Annotated in this window: 8 protein-coding genes; 3 read left to right on the top strand and 5 right to left on the bottom strand. The window is 42.1% G+C overall.

What is annotated here, in order from left to right; all coding sequences use genetic code 11:
• Positions 1–59: 59 nt before the first annotated feature.
• The gene (locus tag AS4_RS04380; RefSeq protein WP_096733331.1) at positions 60–6,971 is read right to left on the bottom strand and encodes a YadA-like family protein; all 6,912 of its coding nucleotides are present in this window, start codon (positions 6,969–6,971) and stop codon (positions 60–62) included.
• A gap of 259 nt (positions 6,972–7,230) precedes the next feature.
• On the opposite strand from AS4_RS04380, the gene metH reads away from it, so the two are divergent.
• Together metH and AS4_RS04370 are read left to right on the top strand one after the other, a co-directional pair.
• Positions 7,231–10,920, top strand: a complete 3,690-nt coding sequence (metH, locus tag AS4_RS04375; protein WP_096733330.1) for a methionine synthase — start codon at positions 7,231–7,233, stop codon at positions 10,918–10,920.
• A 311-nt stretch (positions 10,921–11,231) separates the two neighbouring features.
• Positions 11,232–11,963 carry a Fic family protein gene (locus tag AS4_RS04370; RefSeq protein WP_096733329.1) on the top strand — a complete coding sequence of 244 codons (732 nt, stop codon included), beginning with the start codon at positions 11,232–11,234 and terminating at the stop codon, positions 11,961–11,963.
• Positions 11,964–12,458: 495 nt separating this feature from the next.
• Here AS4_RS04370 and AS4_RS04365 read toward each other — a convergent pair whose 3' ends face one another.
• The 4 genes from AS4_RS04365 to AS4_RS04350 form a co-directional block, all read right to left on the bottom strand.
• On the bottom strand, positions 12,459–12,752 hold the full coding sequence (locus AS4_RS04365; RefSeq protein WP_004819352.1) for a cold-shock protein: 294 nt from the start codon (positions 12,750–12,752) through the stop codon (positions 12,459–12,461).
• Positions 12,753–12,896: 144 nt separating this feature from the next.
• Entirely contained in the window at positions 12,897–14,423 is a 1,527-nt protein-coding gene (locus tag AS4_RS04360; RefSeq protein WP_004819350.1) for a DHA2 family efflux MFS transporter permease subunit, read from the bottom strand.
• A 6-nt stretch (positions 14,424–14,429) separates the two neighbouring features.
• Positions 14,430–15,587 carry an HlyD family secretion protein gene (locus tag AS4_RS04355; protein WP_004722805.1) on the bottom strand — a complete coding sequence of 386 codons (1,158 nt, stop codon included), beginning with the start codon at positions 15,585–15,587 and terminating at the stop codon, positions 14,430–14,432.
• A gap of 326 nt (positions 15,588–15,913) precedes the next feature.
• Positions 15,914–16,447, bottom strand: a complete 534-nt coding sequence (locus tag AS4_RS04350) for a thioesterase family protein (RefSeq protein ID WP_004722808.1) — start codon at positions 16,445–16,447, stop codon at positions 15,914–15,916.
• Between the two features lie 99 nt (positions 16,448–16,546).
• Here AS4_RS04350 and hemB point away from each other — a divergent pair, with 99 nt between their 5' ends.
• Positions 16,547–17,560: a porphobilinogen synthase gene (hemB, locus tag AS4_RS04345; RefSeq protein ID WP_016539219.1), complete on the top strand. Its 1,014-nt coding sequence runs from the start codon at positions 16,547–16,549 to the stop codon at positions 17,558–17,560.
• Positions 17,561–17,669 lie beyond the last annotated feature (109 nt).

Genomic DNA, 17,669 nt, shown 5'->3' with positions numbered 1-17,669 from the left:
TTAAGATCATCTCGAAAGCTAATTCTGAATGTAAATTGAATACTTGTGTCTAATTAAAATTATTTCCACTGATAGCCCATAGATACTGCACCACCAATATTGCTACGACTGTCGGCAGAAGCACCCATTTTCCAGACGATCTTATTACTGTCAGTAATCGCACTCACCCCGATTGCCACTGCAGTTTCACCTCGGTAACCCGAGACACCCGCACTAACCATACTCATACCCGCTTCAGTGGGTTGTGGTAAGTTACCTACCGCCATCGCACCTGCGATACCTGCATAAGTATCGTTACGCAAGTCATCCATGTTTTTATTGGTGTCATAGAAAGCTTGTTCCAGATTACTTACCCGAGTATCTATAGCACCCAAGGCATCCCCTACATTATGGAAAGTTCCCCCAGCGACATTATAGGTAGGTGCGCCAATCGAACCATCTTTGTTCAGTGTTGAACCACCACCTAAATGTTGCGCCACACTGCTATTGGTTTGGTGTAATTGTGAACCGTTAATGGCATCCGTAGAGCTTGAGGTAATTTCACCATTTGCTAAACCACTGACTTTATTTGTTGTCCCATCAATCGTGACTTTACCCACATTGACCTTATTCGCTGTCACTTGCTTTGCTGTGACTTGATTCGCAGTAACAGAATTTAACTGAATATCCTCTGCTAAAGCCACTTGATAGTTATTTGAACCATCTACATTGGTACTACTGTTTACAACAGTGTTCTTACCTGCAGACACGCTGGTTTTAGCACCGGCAACCTGTCCATGTATTGAAGCAATTGCATCATGCACATTGTCTTTACCTGTATTTCCAATATTACTGGTTTTGATCGTTCCATCTGGATTAACTTTTGCATTTCCGCCCAATGCATTTGCGACGCTTTCAGCGGTGTCATGTAATTGACTACCATTAATGGCCTGATCAGAATCGGCACTCACCTTACCGTCAGCCAAACCACTGATGGTATTGTTTTGTGAATCAGCCTTAATATTACCCACCGTGACCGAATCAAAACTGACATCATCTTTGGTTGCAACTTGATAATCAGTTGAGCCATCAGCCTTAGTGGTTTTGGTTACTTCAGTATTTTTACCTGCACTTACAGTTTCTGTAGAACCCTTAGCTTCATTAGCTTTAGACATTGCAGCCTTTAATTGTGCAACATTGACCGCGTCGGTATCTGCAGTACCCGCTGCTACACCAGTAATTTGACGAGTGATCCCCCTTGAGACATCTCCCACAGAAAATGCAGCTGCACTACTTCGCCATGTACTCCCTGTATTGCTAGAACCAAAACCTGTCAATGGATCAAAGCCTGCGATACCCGCCGCAGTATTAGCAACTGAGCCTTTACCAAGAGCAACACTACCTTCCAGCTCGGCACGTGTATCCGTTCCAATCGCAACAGCATCTTTACTCTTGGCAGATGAATTAAGGCCAAGCGCAGTAGCGCCATCTCCTTTTGCACTCGCACCAACGCCTACCGCTACAGCAAGTGCTCCACTTGCACCATCATTGTTATAATTACCCGCTTTGTTACCAGCATCATTGATACTCACATAATGAGTCGTATCCCCTGCACCAGCATAAAGTTTTTCAACCGCTTGGTTTGTGGCATGTAATTGTGAACCGTTAATAGCATCTGTACTGCTTGCACTAATTTCACCTGCAGCTACATTGATGATTTGTCTTTCACCACCGACTTTACCGACACTGACGACACCATTGACTGTTGATCCTACACCAGCAAAGGCATAATCCTCGCCATTAATGCTGACTTTATCTACTACAGTTGCTACACGATCTGTGGATGCGTTACCTAAGACCACACTGTTGGCTTGGGTCGTTGTGACATTATTGCCAAGGACTTGAGTATTATCTTGAGCAACGTTATTACTCGCACCAATCGCTGTAGAGTTTTTACCAGCTACATTATTCAAAAAGCCCACTGCGGTAGAAAAATCGGCTTTTGCAGATGCACCTTCACCAATAGCAACTGAAGATTTACCACCCGCTAAAGCACGACCTACAGCTAAAGCATTTTTCCCAGTTGCACCATCATTGTTATAATTGAGACCTTGAATACCCTCATCATTAACACTGAAATAATGAGTAGAAGCCGCAGCCTGAGCTGCTTTAAGTTGTGATAGGTTTACTGCATCAGTATCTTGGCTTGCCGCTGCAACATTGCTAATACGGCGTTCTTTTCCAACCGTCCCCACTGATACTTCACCACCCGCCGCATTGGCTGCAACAATTGTAGTACCTAGTGGGACATAAGCAACTTCACTGTTTACATCACGGATCGCCTCACTATTTGCACCCAAAGCAACACTGTTACTAACAGCAGCCTTAGCCCCACTGCCTAGACTGGTCGCATCATCTACATTGCTTAGCCCTTGACCCGCTGCTCGACCCAAAGCAACATTACGGTTGCCTGTAACGTTTTCACCAGCCGAATCACCGAGAGCAATATTACTGTCACCCTTGACGTTTTTACCCGCAGAATGACCTTCAGCCGTATTCTTATTACCTACAACTTCCTGACCTGCATAAGGCCCCACTGCACTATTCATATCCCCCTTAGAATATAGACCTGTCATATAGCCTAAAAAATTGTTGTAACTACCTTTTCCGCTACCACCTGTTGCATACCCCACTGAAGTATTATAGCTTCCTGTAATACTTCGGCCTGAGTGTATACCCATGGCTGTGTTCCCCTCACCAATGACATTAGTACCTGACTGCACCCCAAAAGCTGAATTGTTACGCCCTTTGACATTACTACCTGCTTCTTGGCCAGTCGCAGTATTTGCAGTACCAATCACGTTGATACCCGACATTTTACCAAAAGCAGTGTTACCACTTCCCTCCACATTACCACCAGCAGAGTCACCCACAGCAAGGTTACTATCACCAACAACGTTTACACCCGCATTCACCCCCAATCCAGTGTTGTTATTTCCCGTGACATCACGACCTGCATCATCACCTAAAGCTGTATTTTTTTGACCTTTGGTATTTTTCCCACTATTCGATCCAACACTAGTATTCCAGCCACCATCATTGTTGATACCTGCATTTAGACCAATGGCAATCGCGTTCTCACCAGTTGCACTGGCTCCTACGCCTACTGCTACAGCATTTTTACCTGTTGCACCATCATTATTATAATTACCCGCTTTTGTACCACCATCATTGACACTGACATAATGAGTTGTATCTCCTGCACCAGCATAAAGTTTTTCAACTGCTTGGTTTGTCGCATACAACTGTGAACCGTTGACAGCATCTGTACTGCTTGCACTAATTTCACCTGCAGCAACGTTGATAATTTGACGTTCACTACCCACTTTACCCACACTGACGACGCCATTGGCAGCAGAACCCACACCTGCAAAGGCATAATCCTCGCCATTAATCGTCACTTTATCTATAGTAGTTGCAGCACGGTCAGTCGATTCATTCCCCAAGACAACACTGTTGGCTTGAGTTGTTGTAACATTATTACCGAGGACTTGAGTATTCTCTTGAGCAACCGTGTTTTTATTGCCTAATACAGTCGTATTTTTGGCATTATTCAGTGTATTTTCGTTCCCGAGAACATTATTTTTCTCACCACCACTAACCGTATTTCTAAAACCCGCAGTCAAGGACTTCATACTGTCTGTAATTTTATTAAATGCACCAACAGCTGAACTATATTCACTTGCACTTGAAATCTCGTTGGCGACACCCATACCTAAAGCACGACGACCTTGGATTGTATTATTGGCACCTAAAACTGTAGCTCGCTCTCCTTCTGCGATATTCCAAACACCAAATGCAGAAGACCATTGACCTTTAGTTTTATTTTCCGCACCGACTGCAATAGAACGATACCCCTCGGCATTGTTATAACTGCCTACTGCAACACCAGAGAAATCTTTTACAGTATTGTTAGCACCTAAAGCTAAAGCTTCATTACCTGTAACATTATTATTGTGCCCAATTGCAGTACTAGAATTTGCGCTATTACTTAGGGAATTATTGTTACCAATCGCAATACTATTTGCAGCATCGCTGGTGACATTACCAATGGCAATCGCATTCTCACCAGCCGCCTTAGCTCCGATGCCCACAGCTAAAGCATTTTTACCTGTTGCTCCATCATTATTATAATTCCCGCCTTGGGTACCTCCATCGTTGACACTAAAATAATGGGTAGTTGTTGCAGCCTGAACTGCTTTAAGTTGTGATAAGTTTACTGCATCAGTATCTTGGCTCGCCGCTGCAACATTGCTAATACGGCGTTCTTTTCCAACCGTCCCCACTGATACTTCACCACCCGTTGCATTGGCTGCGACAATCGTTCTACCTAACGGTACATAAGCATCTTCACTGTTTACATCACGAACCGCTTCACTATTCGCACCTAAAGCAACACTGTTACTAACAGCTGCCTTTGCCCCACTTCCTAGACTGGTTGCATCATCTACATTGCTTAGTCCTTGACCCGCTGCCCGCCCCAAGGCGACATTACGGTTACCTGTAACGTTATTACCCGCAGTATCACCAATAGCTACATTGCTATCGCCAGTAACACTATGACCAGACATCTGACCATAAGCTGAGTTACTACTTCCCTTAACCCTACGGCCTGACTCTTGTCCAGTCGCAGTATTTGCGCTACCAGTTACTTCAAAACCCGACATCTTACCCAAAGCTGTGTTACTACTTCCTCTTACCTTCGCTCCAGCAAAATCACCCACAGCAAGATTGCTATCACCACGAACAGTTCCACCCGCATCAAAACCCAATCCTGTGTTGTTATTTCCCGTGACATTACCACCAGCGCCAACACCTAAAGCTGTATTTTTTTCGCCTTTAGTATGTTGTCCACTGTTCGATCCAACACTGGTATTCCAGCCACCATCATTGTTAGTGCCTGCATTTAGACCAATAGCAATCGCACTCTCACCAGTTGCACTCGCTCCTACGCCTACAGCTAAAGCATTTTTACCCGTCGCACCATCATTATTGTAATTATTACCTTGAGTACCACCATCATTAACACTGAAATAATGTGTAGTTGTTGCAGCCTGAACTGCTTTAAGTTGGGATAGGTTTACTGCATCAGTATCTTGGCTCGCTGCTGCAACATTGCTAATACGGCGTTCTTTTCCAACCGTCCCCACTGATACTTCACCACCCGCCGCATTGACTGCAGCAATTTTAGTCCCTAGCGGCACGTAGGCAACTTCACTGTTTACATCACGAATCGCTTCACTATTTGCACCTAAAGCAACACTATTACTAACAGTGGCCTTTGCACCACTACCTAAGCTGGTGGCATCATCTACATTGTTTAGTCCCTGACCCGCTGCTCGCCCCAAGGCAACATTACGACTACCCTTAACCTTATTACCCGCTGTATCACCAAGAGCAATATTACTATTACCTTGGACATTACGACCCGCATTGATACCAAAAGCACTGTTATAATTACTATCGTTCGTGTTAGTACCCACGCTAGAGCCAGCTCCTGCACCTACTGCTGTATTTTGGTGACCAAAAATATCTTGGCCCGCCACCCGACCTTGAGCAGTGTTTTGGTTCCCTCTAACTCTTTGTCCTGCTGAATCACCTACTGCACTATTGGAATCACCATTGACTTCGCTACCCGCTGTAAAACCTAAAGCAGTGTTACCACTTCCCACACTGTTGTTACCTGCTCCATAGGCTAATGCAGCATTGTAATTCCCTGAAATATTGCTACCTGAACTTACACCAATAGCCACATTACTATCACCAGTAACACTACGAACAGACAACTGACCATAAGCTGAGTTACTGCTTCCTCTAACCATACTGCCGGAGTCGAGTCCAGTCGCAGTATTTGAGTTACCAATCACATCAACACCTGATGTTCGCCCCAAAGCAGTGTTATGACTTCCCTCTACATCACCGCCAGCCGATGCACCAGCAGCAAGATTAGTTTCACCCGTAACTTTTACACCTGCACTCGCACCCAATCCTATATTGCCATTTCCTGAAACATCACGACCAGCATAGTCACCCAAAGCTGTATTTCTTTGTCCTTTGGTGTTATGCCCACTGTTTGATCCAACACTTGTATTCCAACGACCATCATTGTTTGTACCTGCGTTCATACCAATCAGTACATTGGCATCTCCATCGGAAATATTTCCACTCCCCGCATTGAGGCCGATCACCACGGCACGACCACCCATTGCTTGTGCACCAGAACCGATAGCAATATCATTTTCACCAACCGCCTTAGCGCCTACACCTACAGCGATCGCATTGAGACCTGTTGCTCCATCATTATTATAATTTCCCCCTTGAGTACCTCCATCATTGATACTGACATAATGGGTTTGACTATCAGCAATGGCTTTGTGAGTTGCATATAACTGCGAACCGTTCACTGCATCTGTACTGCTTGCGCTAATTTCACCAGCAGCAACATTGATGATTTGACGCTCACCACCAACTTTACCCACACTCACTACACCATTTACTGCAGAACCAGCACCTGCAACTGTGTAGTTTTCACCGTTAATGGCGACTTGATTTACTGTCGTTGCTACACGATCTGTGGATTCATTACCTAAGACCACACTGTTTGCTTGATTACTTGTGACATTGCTCCCCAAAACTAAAGTATTACTTTGTGTCGCTGTATTTTTATTCCCCAATACAGTCGTATTTTGGGTATTGGGGAGCGTATTATTATTCCCGAAAACATTGTTATTCTGTAGATCCGTCACATTATTACTGAGCCCCACGACTATCGCCCCTGCCATACTCGACATAGTCAATGCTGAAATTGCCAATAACGCACCTGCAACAGTTGTTTTAACTGAAGATCGTTTACCCCGTGTCTTGGATACCTCAGAAATCGCACACCAAGTGCCCAAAGATTCATTCCAAACGATTTTATAGACTTTATTCATGGTTTTATCTCACACTTATAATAAATTATGTGATTAATTTAACACTCACAATTAAGGTTTCAATGTTTTTCTTCGATTGTGCAAAAAGATCATGAATTCCCCTAAATGTATGATTTTTTAGAATGAATTATTTGAATTTTTTTAAATTGTCTCGATCAAAAATCTGTCATCAGGAAGTGTGTCAAGATTGGTACCTTGAAAGTCTACATTCTGATAACATATCGGCTATTTTTAAAATCCGATTTTATTGAGAGTTTTAATGTCCACGCTTACCACGTTAAAAGAGCTTCTTGCCAAACGCATCCTAATTATTGATGGTGCAATGGGAACTATGATCCAACGCCATAAACTGGAAGAAGCTGATTACCGTGGTGAGCGTTTTGCTGACTGGGCATCTGATTTAAAAGGCAACAATGACCTTTTGGTGTTAACTCAGCCACAAATTATTCAAGGCATCCATGAAGCTTACCTAGATGCTGGTGCTGACATTATTGAAACCAATAGCTTTAACGGCACACGCGTTTCAATGTCTGACTATCACATGGAAGATTTAGTCCATGAGATTAACTTTGAAGCTGCCCGTCTTGCCAAAGCTGCTTGTGAAAAATACTCAACCCCTGACAAACCACGTTTTGTCGCCGGTGTATTGGGACCAACATCACGTACCTGCTCTATCTCACCAAATGTGAATGATCCAGCATTTCGTAATATTACCTTTGATGAACTCAAAGAAAATTATATTGAAGCCACACATGCTTTAATTGAAGGTGGCGCAGACATCCTTCTCATTGAAACGGTGTTTGATACCTTAAACTGTAAAGCAGCAATTTTTGCGGTAAAAGAAGTCTTTAAACAGCTTGGCCGTGAATTACCACTGATGATTTCAGGCACAATTACTGATGCTTCTGGCCGTACCTTAACAGGACAAACTGCAGAAGCATTCTGGAACTCTGTGCGTCACGGCGATTTATTGTCGATTGGATTTAACTGCGCCTTGGGTGCAGATGCCATGCGCCCACATGTCAAAACGGTATCAGATGTTGCTGATGTTTTTGTTTCAGCGCATCCAAACGCTGGCTTACCGAACGCATTTGGTGGCTATGATGAAACACCAGAAGAAACAGCAGCCTTCTTAAGAGAGTTTGCTGAAAGTGGTTTGATCAATATTACTGGTGGCTGTTGTGGTACTACGCCTGACCATATTCGTGCCATTTATAATGCGGTCAAAGACATACCACCGCGTAAAATTCCTGACATCAAGCCTGCATGTCGCCTCAGTGGTTTAGAGCCATTTAATATTTATGACGACTCATTGTTCGTCAATGTCGGTGAACGTACCAATGTCACGGGTTCTAAAAAATTCCTCCGTTTAATCCGTGAAGAAAACTTTGCAGAAGCACTTGATGTTGCTTTACAGCAAGTGGTTTCAGGTGCACAAATCATTGACATCAATATGGATGAAGGAATGCTCGATTCGCAAAATGCGATGGTACATTTCTTAAATCTGGTTGCATCTGAGCCTGAAATTTCTAAAGTGCCGATTATGATTGACTCTTCTAAATGGGAAATCATTGAAGCAGGTTTAAAATGTGTACAAGGTAAACCTGTTGTTAACTCGATTTCCTTAAAAGAAGGTTATGACGAGTTTGTCCATAAAGCACGTTTGTGTCGTCAATATGGTGCAGCTGTCATTGTGATGGCATTTGATGAAACCGGTCAGGCAGATACTGCCGCACGTAAACGTGAAATCTGTAAGCGCTCTTATGATGTGCTCGTTAATGAAATTGGTTTTCCTGCGGAAGACATTATTTTTGACCCGAACGTTTTTGCTGTCGCAACAGGGATTGAAGAGCACAATAACTATGCAGTGGACTTTATTGAAGCAACAGGCTGGATTAAACAAAACTTACCACATGCCATGATTTCTGGTGGTGTGTCGAACGTATCATTCTCTTTCCGTGGCAATGAACCTGTCCGTGAAGCCATTCACTCTGTATTCCTTTACTATGCCATCAAACAAGGCATGACCATGGGGATTGTCAATGCGGGGCAGATGGCCATCTATGATGATATTCCTAAAGAGCTGAAAGCCGCTGTTGAAGATGTCATTCTCAACCAGAATCAAGGTGACAGCGGTCAAGATGCAACTGAAAAATTACTTGAAGTTGCTGAACAGTACCGTGGTCAAAGTGCTGCCCAAAAACAAGTTGAAAACCTTGAATGGCGTAATGAACCTGTTGAAAAGCGTCTTGAATATGCACTGGTCAAAGGGATTACCAGCTTTATCGATGAAGATACTGAAGAAGCCCGCTTAAAGTCCAAACGCCCACTTGATGTGATTGAAGGTCCATTGATGGACGGTATGAATGTGGTCGGTGACTTATTCGGCTCAGGTAAAATGTTCTTACCTCAAGTGGTCAAATCTGCACGCGTGATGAAGCAAGCCGTAGCATGGTTAAACCCGTACATTGAGGCTGAAAAAACAGGCAGCCAATCTAAAGGTAAAGTGTTGATGGCGACTGTAAAAGGCGATGTACACGATATTGGTAAAAACATTGTCGGTGTTGTACTGGGGTGTAATGGTTATGACATTGTTGACCTTGGTGTCATGGTGTCTTGCGAGAAAATTTTACAAACTGCGATTGATGAAAAAGTCGATATTATCGGCTTATCAGGTTTGATTACCCCATCGCTTGATGAAATGGTGTTTGTTGCAAAAGAAATGCAACGCAAGGGTTTTAAAATCCCACTGTTGATTGGTGGTGCAACCACATCGAAAGCACATACTGCAGTAAAAATTGATCCGCAATACTCAAATGATGCGGTGATCTATGTTGCAGATGCTTCTCGTGCGGTCGGTGTTGCAACCACCCTACTGTCTCCTGAAATGAAGCCTAAATTTGTCGATGAACATCGTGCTGAATATGAAAAAGTACGTGAACGTATTGCCAACAAGCAACCAAAAGCAGCTAAATTGTCGTATACAGAATCCATTGAAAATGGTCTAAAAATTGACTTTGCCGCCAATCCACCAGTAAAACCAAACTTTATTGGTTTGCAAACATTGACCCATTATCCTCTTGATACATTGGTGGAATATTTTGACTGGACCCCATTCTTTATCTCTTGGAGTTTGGCGGGTAAATTCCCGAAAATTTTACAAGATGAGATTGTCGGTGAAGCTGCAACTGATTTATATAATCAGGCTCAGGCAATGTTAAAAGACATTATTGATAATAAACGTTTCGATGCGCGTGCCGTTTTTGGGATTTATCCTGCAAACCGTTCAGCAGCAGACTCCGTTGAAGTCTTTAATGAAGATGGTCAATCTGTAACCCATACCTTCCATCATATTCGTCAGCAATCAGATAAAGTCACAGGTAAACCGAATTTGTCTTTGGCTGATTTTGTTGCAACCAAAGCACAAGCCAAAGACTACTTGGGCGGTTTTACCGTTTCAATTTTTGGTGCGGAAGAAATGGCACATGAGTATAAAGCCAAAGGGGATGATTACTCCGCCATTCTTGCTCAGTCTTTGGGTGATCGTTTTGCTGAAGCGTTTGCAGAACATTTACATGAACGTATTCGTAAAGAGTTCTGGGGATATCAGGCAGATGAACAACTCTCTAATGAAGAATTAATTAAGGAGAAGTATGTCGGTATTCGTCCTGCACCGGGCTACCCAGCTTGTCCTGAGCATTCTGAAAAGGCGTCTTTGTTTGATTGGTTAGGCACCACGGATAAGATTGGTACCCAATTGACCAGCAGTTTTGCAATGTGGCCACCATCAAGTGTTAGTGGTTTCTACTATGCCAACCCACAGTCTGAATACTTTAACGTGGGTAAAATTGCGTTAGATCAGCTAGAAGATTATGCAAAGCGTAAGAATTGGACTTTGGATGAAGCCAAACGTTGGTTAGCTCCGAATTTGGATGATTCGGTTTCTTAATTCGAAACCCTTTTATAAAATAAGAGCAAGTCCCTTTTTATTAAAGAGGGACTTGTACATAAATTGGGAGGCTTGATAGATGCCTCCTTTCAGTAAAAAGTTGATTTTAAATCCTTAACACTTTATTAAAAATAAATTTTAAATAATTGAATTTTATAATGATTAAACAACCCAAAGCATACTTTAATTAACGACTCTAATGCCTACAATAGCTCTCCTCGCCATACAGCGAATGATAGAGGTAGCGGTTAGATTTTATTGCAATCATTTTTTCATGTATGATCATTTTATTTCGTCTGTAGAGATAAAACATGTTTGAGATCATTGATGATTTAAAAGCTAAATTAGATCAGCATCGACCTCTTTCATCTACAATTGTCAAAAATCTACACGAAGACCTCATATTACGTTGGACTTATCACTCCAATGCCATTGAAGGCAATACTTTAACCTTGTTAGAAACTAAGGTTGTCCTTGAAGGAATTACGATAGGTGGTAAAGCATTAAGAGAGCATTTTGAAGCGATCAATCATCGTGATGCAATTTTGTATGTTGAAGATATTATCAAAAGGCAAGAACCCTTTTCAGAATGGCAAATTCGTAATATTCATCAATTCATCTTAAAAAATATTGATGATGAAAATGCTGGGCGATACCGTCAACAAAATGTCTTAATCTCAGGTGCTACGACTACCCCACCAGACCACACATTGCTCAATGACAAAATGGCTCAGTTTATTGATTGGTATAATCGTGATGCTCATAAATTACACCCAGTTGAACGAGCAGCCAAAGTTCATGCAGATTTTGTAGCGATCCATCCCTTTGTTGATGGAAATGGGCGCACATCTCGCTTATTGATGAACCTTGAATTACTTAAAGCGGGTTATCCACCAAGTGTTATTACTGTAGAAAATCGATTAGCTTACTATGAAGCGTTAGATCAATGGATGGCGAATGATAATACTGGACCATTTATTGATTTGATTGCTAATGTCGTATTGGATGGGTTTAAACCTTATCAGATAATTTTAGGAATTTAAGGGGAATCCCTATCCACAATAATCCCTAGGATCATTCAAGATGGGATGGCCCAATAATTTACTCTGATCCTGTTCATACACAAAAGCCAATAGATAGCTGGCAAAACATTAAATTTAATTGGTCTTTTAGAGATACAAGGCATTTAAATCAAATGCCCTTGAAACCAAATATCTATTAACCTGAGTTCGATATAAAACTCTTGATGAAATATGATACTCGGAAACGTCATCCGCAACTGTCTGAGGCAGGACTTCATTGATAAAGTATTGTTTCTGCGATTCATTGAATCCGTTGCTGGTGGTCGACGAGTTTTGCGGTGAGCAGCGATGTAGCTGCGCAAGATGGTTACCCTTGAGGAGCTTAGCTCCTCATGTCGAAACAAAAGTAGGGCGAGCAGCAGGCTGATCCTGAAATTGAATGAGAATTCAGTAAGACTCCGCCAAGATCATTTTTTTTCAGTAAGTTAAAGGTGTAATAAGGTCGAGCCCAAGTTATTACTTTCTAAAATTAGACAACAAATTATTGGTAATCGACTTATTATTCTCAACAATTCTAGTCTTTTTGGCTTTTGCTGATTGATCTTCAACACGCTCAATTTTCGTTGCTTTTAACTTGCCGTTATTTTCAACAACGATAAATTTAACTCTTTCATTTCGCTTTGGCTCACCCTCTGCAAGCGGAAAATCCGAAATATGAAAGAAAATATCTTGTTCAAGTCCACCAATAAAGCCAAATCCTCTATCGGCATCGTATTGTTTAATTTTTCCTTGCTGGAATTCAGGCTTCATACACATTACTCATCGCGGTACACAATCGCTGTATTATACCCTGATCTTGATCAATAGATAAAATAGCAAAAAATAGTCTTGCTTCATCCCAATTACAGCGATAAAAAAGCCCACTTTTCAGTAGGCTTCTATACAACTTAAATTCTAATGTGCATGCCCTGCGCCGACATTCCCTTTCGGTTTTGGACATAACCAAATAATCAATCCTGCGAAAATAAAGATCATCGCAAAAATCAAAAACACATGATTAACCGAAAGCGTTAAAGCCTCTTTATCCACCAAGTTGGAAATAGTACCCAACGCCATTTCAGGACTAAAGCCACTGTTGACCAAGTTACGCTGAGTTTCCTCAACATGCATGGTCGACACGATTTCACTGCGTGCCAGCTTGGTATGATCATCCCAAATGGTCACAGCAATAGATGCACCAATTGCCCCTGCCATGGTTCGCATAAAGTTCATCAAACCCGCAGCAGAAGCCACTTCATCTGGACGTACCACACCTAAAGCGATATTAGACAGTGGGATAAAGAAGAACGGTACAGCAAAACCTTGAATAATCTGTGGTAACGCCAGCGCCATAAAGTCAGCATCACTGGTCCAAAATGAACGCATTAATGTGACGCCACCCAAAATCATCAGCCCAAAACTGGACAAGGCTCTCGGATCATATTTAGTCGCAAGTTTGGCAACCACAGGTGACATCATCAAGCTACCAAAGCCCATTGTCGCAGTCAGATAACCTGCCCAAGATGCGGTATAGCCCAAGTTAATCTGTAACCATTGTGGAATAAGTACAATACTGCCAAAGAATGCCGCAAAGGCAAAAGCCAATGAGATTGTTGCGATGGTAAAGCCACGGTATCGGAAAATTTGTATATTGACGATGGGATGTTTTTCATAATATTCCCAGATGAAAAAGGCAATAAATCCAACCACCAAAATCACAGCCAAAATACAAATAAAGCTATTATTAAACCAATCCCGCTCATGCCCCAAATCGAGCATTAACTGTAATGCGCCAATCCAAACAATCAGCAGCGTTAAGCCAATGGTATCAATCGGGAGTTTAGCAATCGGTGTTTCAGCAACTTTTAATAGACGCATCACCCCAACAGCACAGATCACACCCACTGGAATATTGATAAAGAAAATCCAATGCCATGACCAATTATCACTGATTGTACCGCCTAAAATAGGGCCTAGAATCGGTCCAACAACGGTCGTCATTGCCCACATCCCCATTGCTTGGGAATGTTTTTCGGGTGGGAAAATACGCATCAACAAAGTTTGACTAAGTGGCATGATTGGACCACCAAATAAACCTTGTCCGATACGACAGATCACTAACATCGCCAAACTATTGGATAAACCACAAAGAATTGAAAATGTAGTAAAACCAATCAAACTGATGGTAAATACCCGAACAGCACCAAAACGTCCTGCAAGCCAACCAGTTAAAGGTACACAGATGGCTTCAGCAACGGCATAGGAGGTAATCACCCAAGTCCCTTGAGAACTTGATACTGCTAAACTTCCGGTAATATGGGGCACAGAAACATTGGCGATGGTCATATCCAGTACGACCATAAAATTGGCAAGTGCTAAAAAGAAGGCGGCAAGAAGTAATCGCCCACCTTTAAGCTCACTTTGAAACGTTGCTGTATTCATAAGTGATTACTTCGCTGAAGAGGTATCAACCTCAGCATTCATGGATAAACCCACACGTAATGGATGCTCAGCCAACTCTTTAGGATCGAGTTTGATACGTACAGGTAGACGTTGAACCACTTTAATCCAGTTACCTGTCGCATTTTGTGCAGGAATCAACGCAAATGCTGAACCTGTACCACCAGAAAAGCCGATCACCGTACCGTGATACTCTACTTTCTTGCCATAGAGGTCTGAAGTGAGGGTTGCCTTCTGACCAACTTTCACGTTTTGCAACTGACTTTCTTTAAAGTTTGCATCCACATAAAGTTCAGCCAAAGGCACCACTTTCATCAAACTTGTCCCAGGTGCAATACGTTGCCCCACTTGAATACTACGACGGGCAATCACACCATCTAACGGCGCTTTAATTTCTGTACGTTGTAAATCTAAAAGTGCTTGATCAAGTTTGGCTTGAGCCACCAATACGTCAGGGGTTGAACTTTGTGAGGTCCCCCGAATTAAAGCTTCATTGGCATCTAAATTACTTTGTGCAGCTTTACGTTTAGATTCTGTTTGCGCCAATGCTGCTTTTGCCACATCGACATTTGCTTTAGCATTGTTTAAAGCACTTTGTGCTTTGCTAAATTCTTCTTTAGAGATTGCACCTGTCGCGCTTAACTGCTGACGGCGGGCAAACTCTTGCTGTGCTTGTTGATACGCCACATCGGCTTGCGCCACTTGTGCTTTGGCACTGTTAATATCATCTGCACTGACTAAAATCTGTGAGGACAATGAACTGCTATTTGCCGAGCTTTGTGTATATTGACGCTTGGCTTTGGTCAACGCCGCTTCAGCTTCTGCAACAGCGATTTTTGCATCACGATTATCAATAATCGCAAGTACATCGCCTTTTCTCACTTGTTGAGTATCACTGACCAAAACCTCAGCAACTTGTCCGCTGACCATTGAGGTGATTTCAGCAGTTTCAGCACCGACATAGGCATTGTCCGTTTCAACAATGTTGCCAAAAATAAAAGCCCAAATTGCATATAGAATTGCAGCTACAACAACAATAATGGCAAAAATCTTCAGCATTTTTTTACGTTTTTGTTTGGCTTCCAAATCCGCTTGCGCTTGATTTTCATCATTTGGAGAGGCATTCGTCGTTTGCGCGTCAGTCATCGCATGTTCCTAGCTTACTTGGACTTGTCAAAACATCTTTGCATTTTGGAGATATAAACTGAAAAACTGCTTAATCATATCTATATGACGTTGCTTGATGGTTGAATAAGTCAACTTCTTAAAATTGTGGTGCCCAATTTTACAGGTAAAAATCATATTATGAGAATAAAAATATTACTCTATAGTTTATCTTTATAAAAGAGGTCAATCTTATTGATATTCATATTTTTTTAAGAAAAAATAAGCCAGTAAAATATGTATTTTACTGGCTTATATTGACACAATGAATACAAAAGTGTACTGATTAGTACACTTAGTCAGCTTGATCAATAGGCATAAGAAGCAATGGCTGTTGCAATCGCCTTACCTTCATTGTTGAACATGGTCATACGCATTGTGCAACCTTTACGCCCCATTCTCAAGGTTTCAGCTTTGGCAATAAAGTATTCACCGCGTCCAGGTGCAAGATAATCCACACGCATATCGACTGTTGCTAAACGAGAAACTTTCTTTAATGTGTCTGGCAATTGATCTGGCTCTGCACGTTTATACAGCTCCCCCATTGCCACAATTCCACCAATACTATCCAACAATGTCGCGGCCACACCACCATGTAAAATTTGAAATGCGACATTGCCAATCAAATACGGTTTCATTTCGATATAGCCTTCAATCTCATCATTAACAACACGCATTTGCATATTGTTATGTGAAAAATAAGGCGAACCATTAAACGCTTTAGTGAGTTGGTTAAGCACCACATTTAGATCTGCTTTCGCGCCTAAATGTAAATTACCAGTCCACTTTTTTTGCGATTCGCTAGGCGCAGAATCAGTTTTAGAAGAATCACTCATCATCATTTCGAAACCAATATTGAGAAAAATTTTCAGCTTTTTCCCAAAAAATATATGAAAGGGCTACAATATATGCCTAGTTTAATACTGAACATCGAGATTGTTATGACTTATACGTTCAATCGTCCTGCTTTTCCAGCTACTCGTATGCGCCGTATCCGTAAAAACGATAAGCTTCGAGCAATGGTAAGAGAGACTCAACTCACAGCAGATCATCTCATTTATCCAGTATTTGTACTTCCGGGACAAAACCAAAGCCAAGATGTACCAAGTATGCCAAATGTTCAACGATTGTCAGCAGACTTATTGTTGAAAAAAGCAGAAACCCTATTAGAACTTGGTGTATCAAAACTTGCCTTATTCCCCGTTACACCACAACAAGACAAAAGTTTAACAGCTGAAGCTGCGTGGCATGAAGACGGTTTAGTTCAAAATACTTTACGTTTGTTAAAAAAAGAACTGCCTGAGATGGTACTCATCACGGATGGTGCATTAGATCCTTATACCACACATGGTCAGGACGGCATTATTGACGATACAGGTTATGTATTAAATGATGAAACGGTTCAATGCCTGATCAAACAAGCCTTAAGCCATGCTGAAGCAGGTGCAGATGTGATCGCGCCAAGTGACATGATGGACGGCCGTATTGGTGCAATCCGCCAAGCTTTAGAAAGTAACGATTTTATTTATACCAGCATCATGGCGTACTCTGCAAAATATGCGTCTAGTTTCTACGGTCCTTTCCGCGATGCAGTTGGCTCATCATCCAACCTAAAAGGTGGTAATAAGTATAACTACCAAATGGATGTCGGTAATCGTGCTGAAGCACTGCATGAAATCGCCCTTGATATTCAAGAAGGTGCGGATATGGTGATTGTCAAACCCGGTATGCCGTATTTGGATGTGGTACGTGAAGTTAAAGATACCTTTGGTGTCCCGACCTTTGTTTATCAAGTCAGTGGTGAATATGCCATGCTTGCAGCAGCCATCCAAAATGGCTGGTTATCTGAAAGCGTGATTATGGAATCCTTGATGTGCTTCCGTCGTGCAGGTGCAGATGGTATTTGGACCTATTATGCAGAAGATGCAGCACGTCAATTAAAAGAGATGAAGTAAATCATCCCTCCCTTACTGAGCTCATAGTTCCTCACCTTTTAAAAAGGGAGCTGCCTATGACTGATTCAGTCGTGAATGGAAAATCCTCTCTTTCAAAAGATAAGCAGTA

The sequence above is a fragment of the Acinetobacter guillouiae genome (genome assembly GCF_002370525.2).
Classification (GTDB): Bacteria; Pseudomonadota; Gammaproteobacteria; order Pseudomonadales; family Moraxellaceae; genus Acinetobacter; species Acinetobacter guillouiae.
Note: the sequence above shows the minus strand (reverse complement) of the source record. Positions and strands in the feature narration are given on the sequence as shown.

Coding starts and splice junctions, on each gene's coding strand:
- AS4_RS04380 (WP_096733331.1), bottom strand. CDS start 6,971: ATGAATAAAGTCTATAAAATCGTTTGGAATGAATCTTTGGGCACTTGG.
- metH (WP_096733330.1), top strand. CDS start 7,231: ATGTCCACGCTTACCACGTTAAAAGAGCTTCTTGCCAAACGCATCCTA.
- AS4_RS04370 (WP_096733329.1), top strand. CDS start 11,232: ATGTTTGAGATCATTGATGATTTAAAAGCTAAATTAGATCAGCATCGA.
- AS4_RS04365 (WP_004819352.1), bottom strand. CDS start 12,752: ATGAAGCCTGAATTCCAGCAAGGAAAAATTAAACAATACGATGCCGAT.
- AS4_RS04360 (WP_004819350.1), bottom strand. CDS start 14,423: ATGAATACAGCAACGTTTCAAAGTGAGCTTAAAGGTGGGCGATTACTT.
- AS4_RS04355 (WP_004722805.1), bottom strand. CDS start 15,587: ATGACTGACGCGCAAACGACGAATGCCTCTCCAAATGATGAAAATCAA.
- AS4_RS04350 (WP_004722808.1), bottom strand. CDS start 16,447: ATGATGATGAGTGATTCTTCTAAAACTGATTCTGCGCCTAGCGAATCG.
- hemB (WP_016539219.1), top strand. CDS start 16,547: ATGACTTATACGTTCAATCGTCCTGCTTTTCCAGCTACTCGTATGCGC.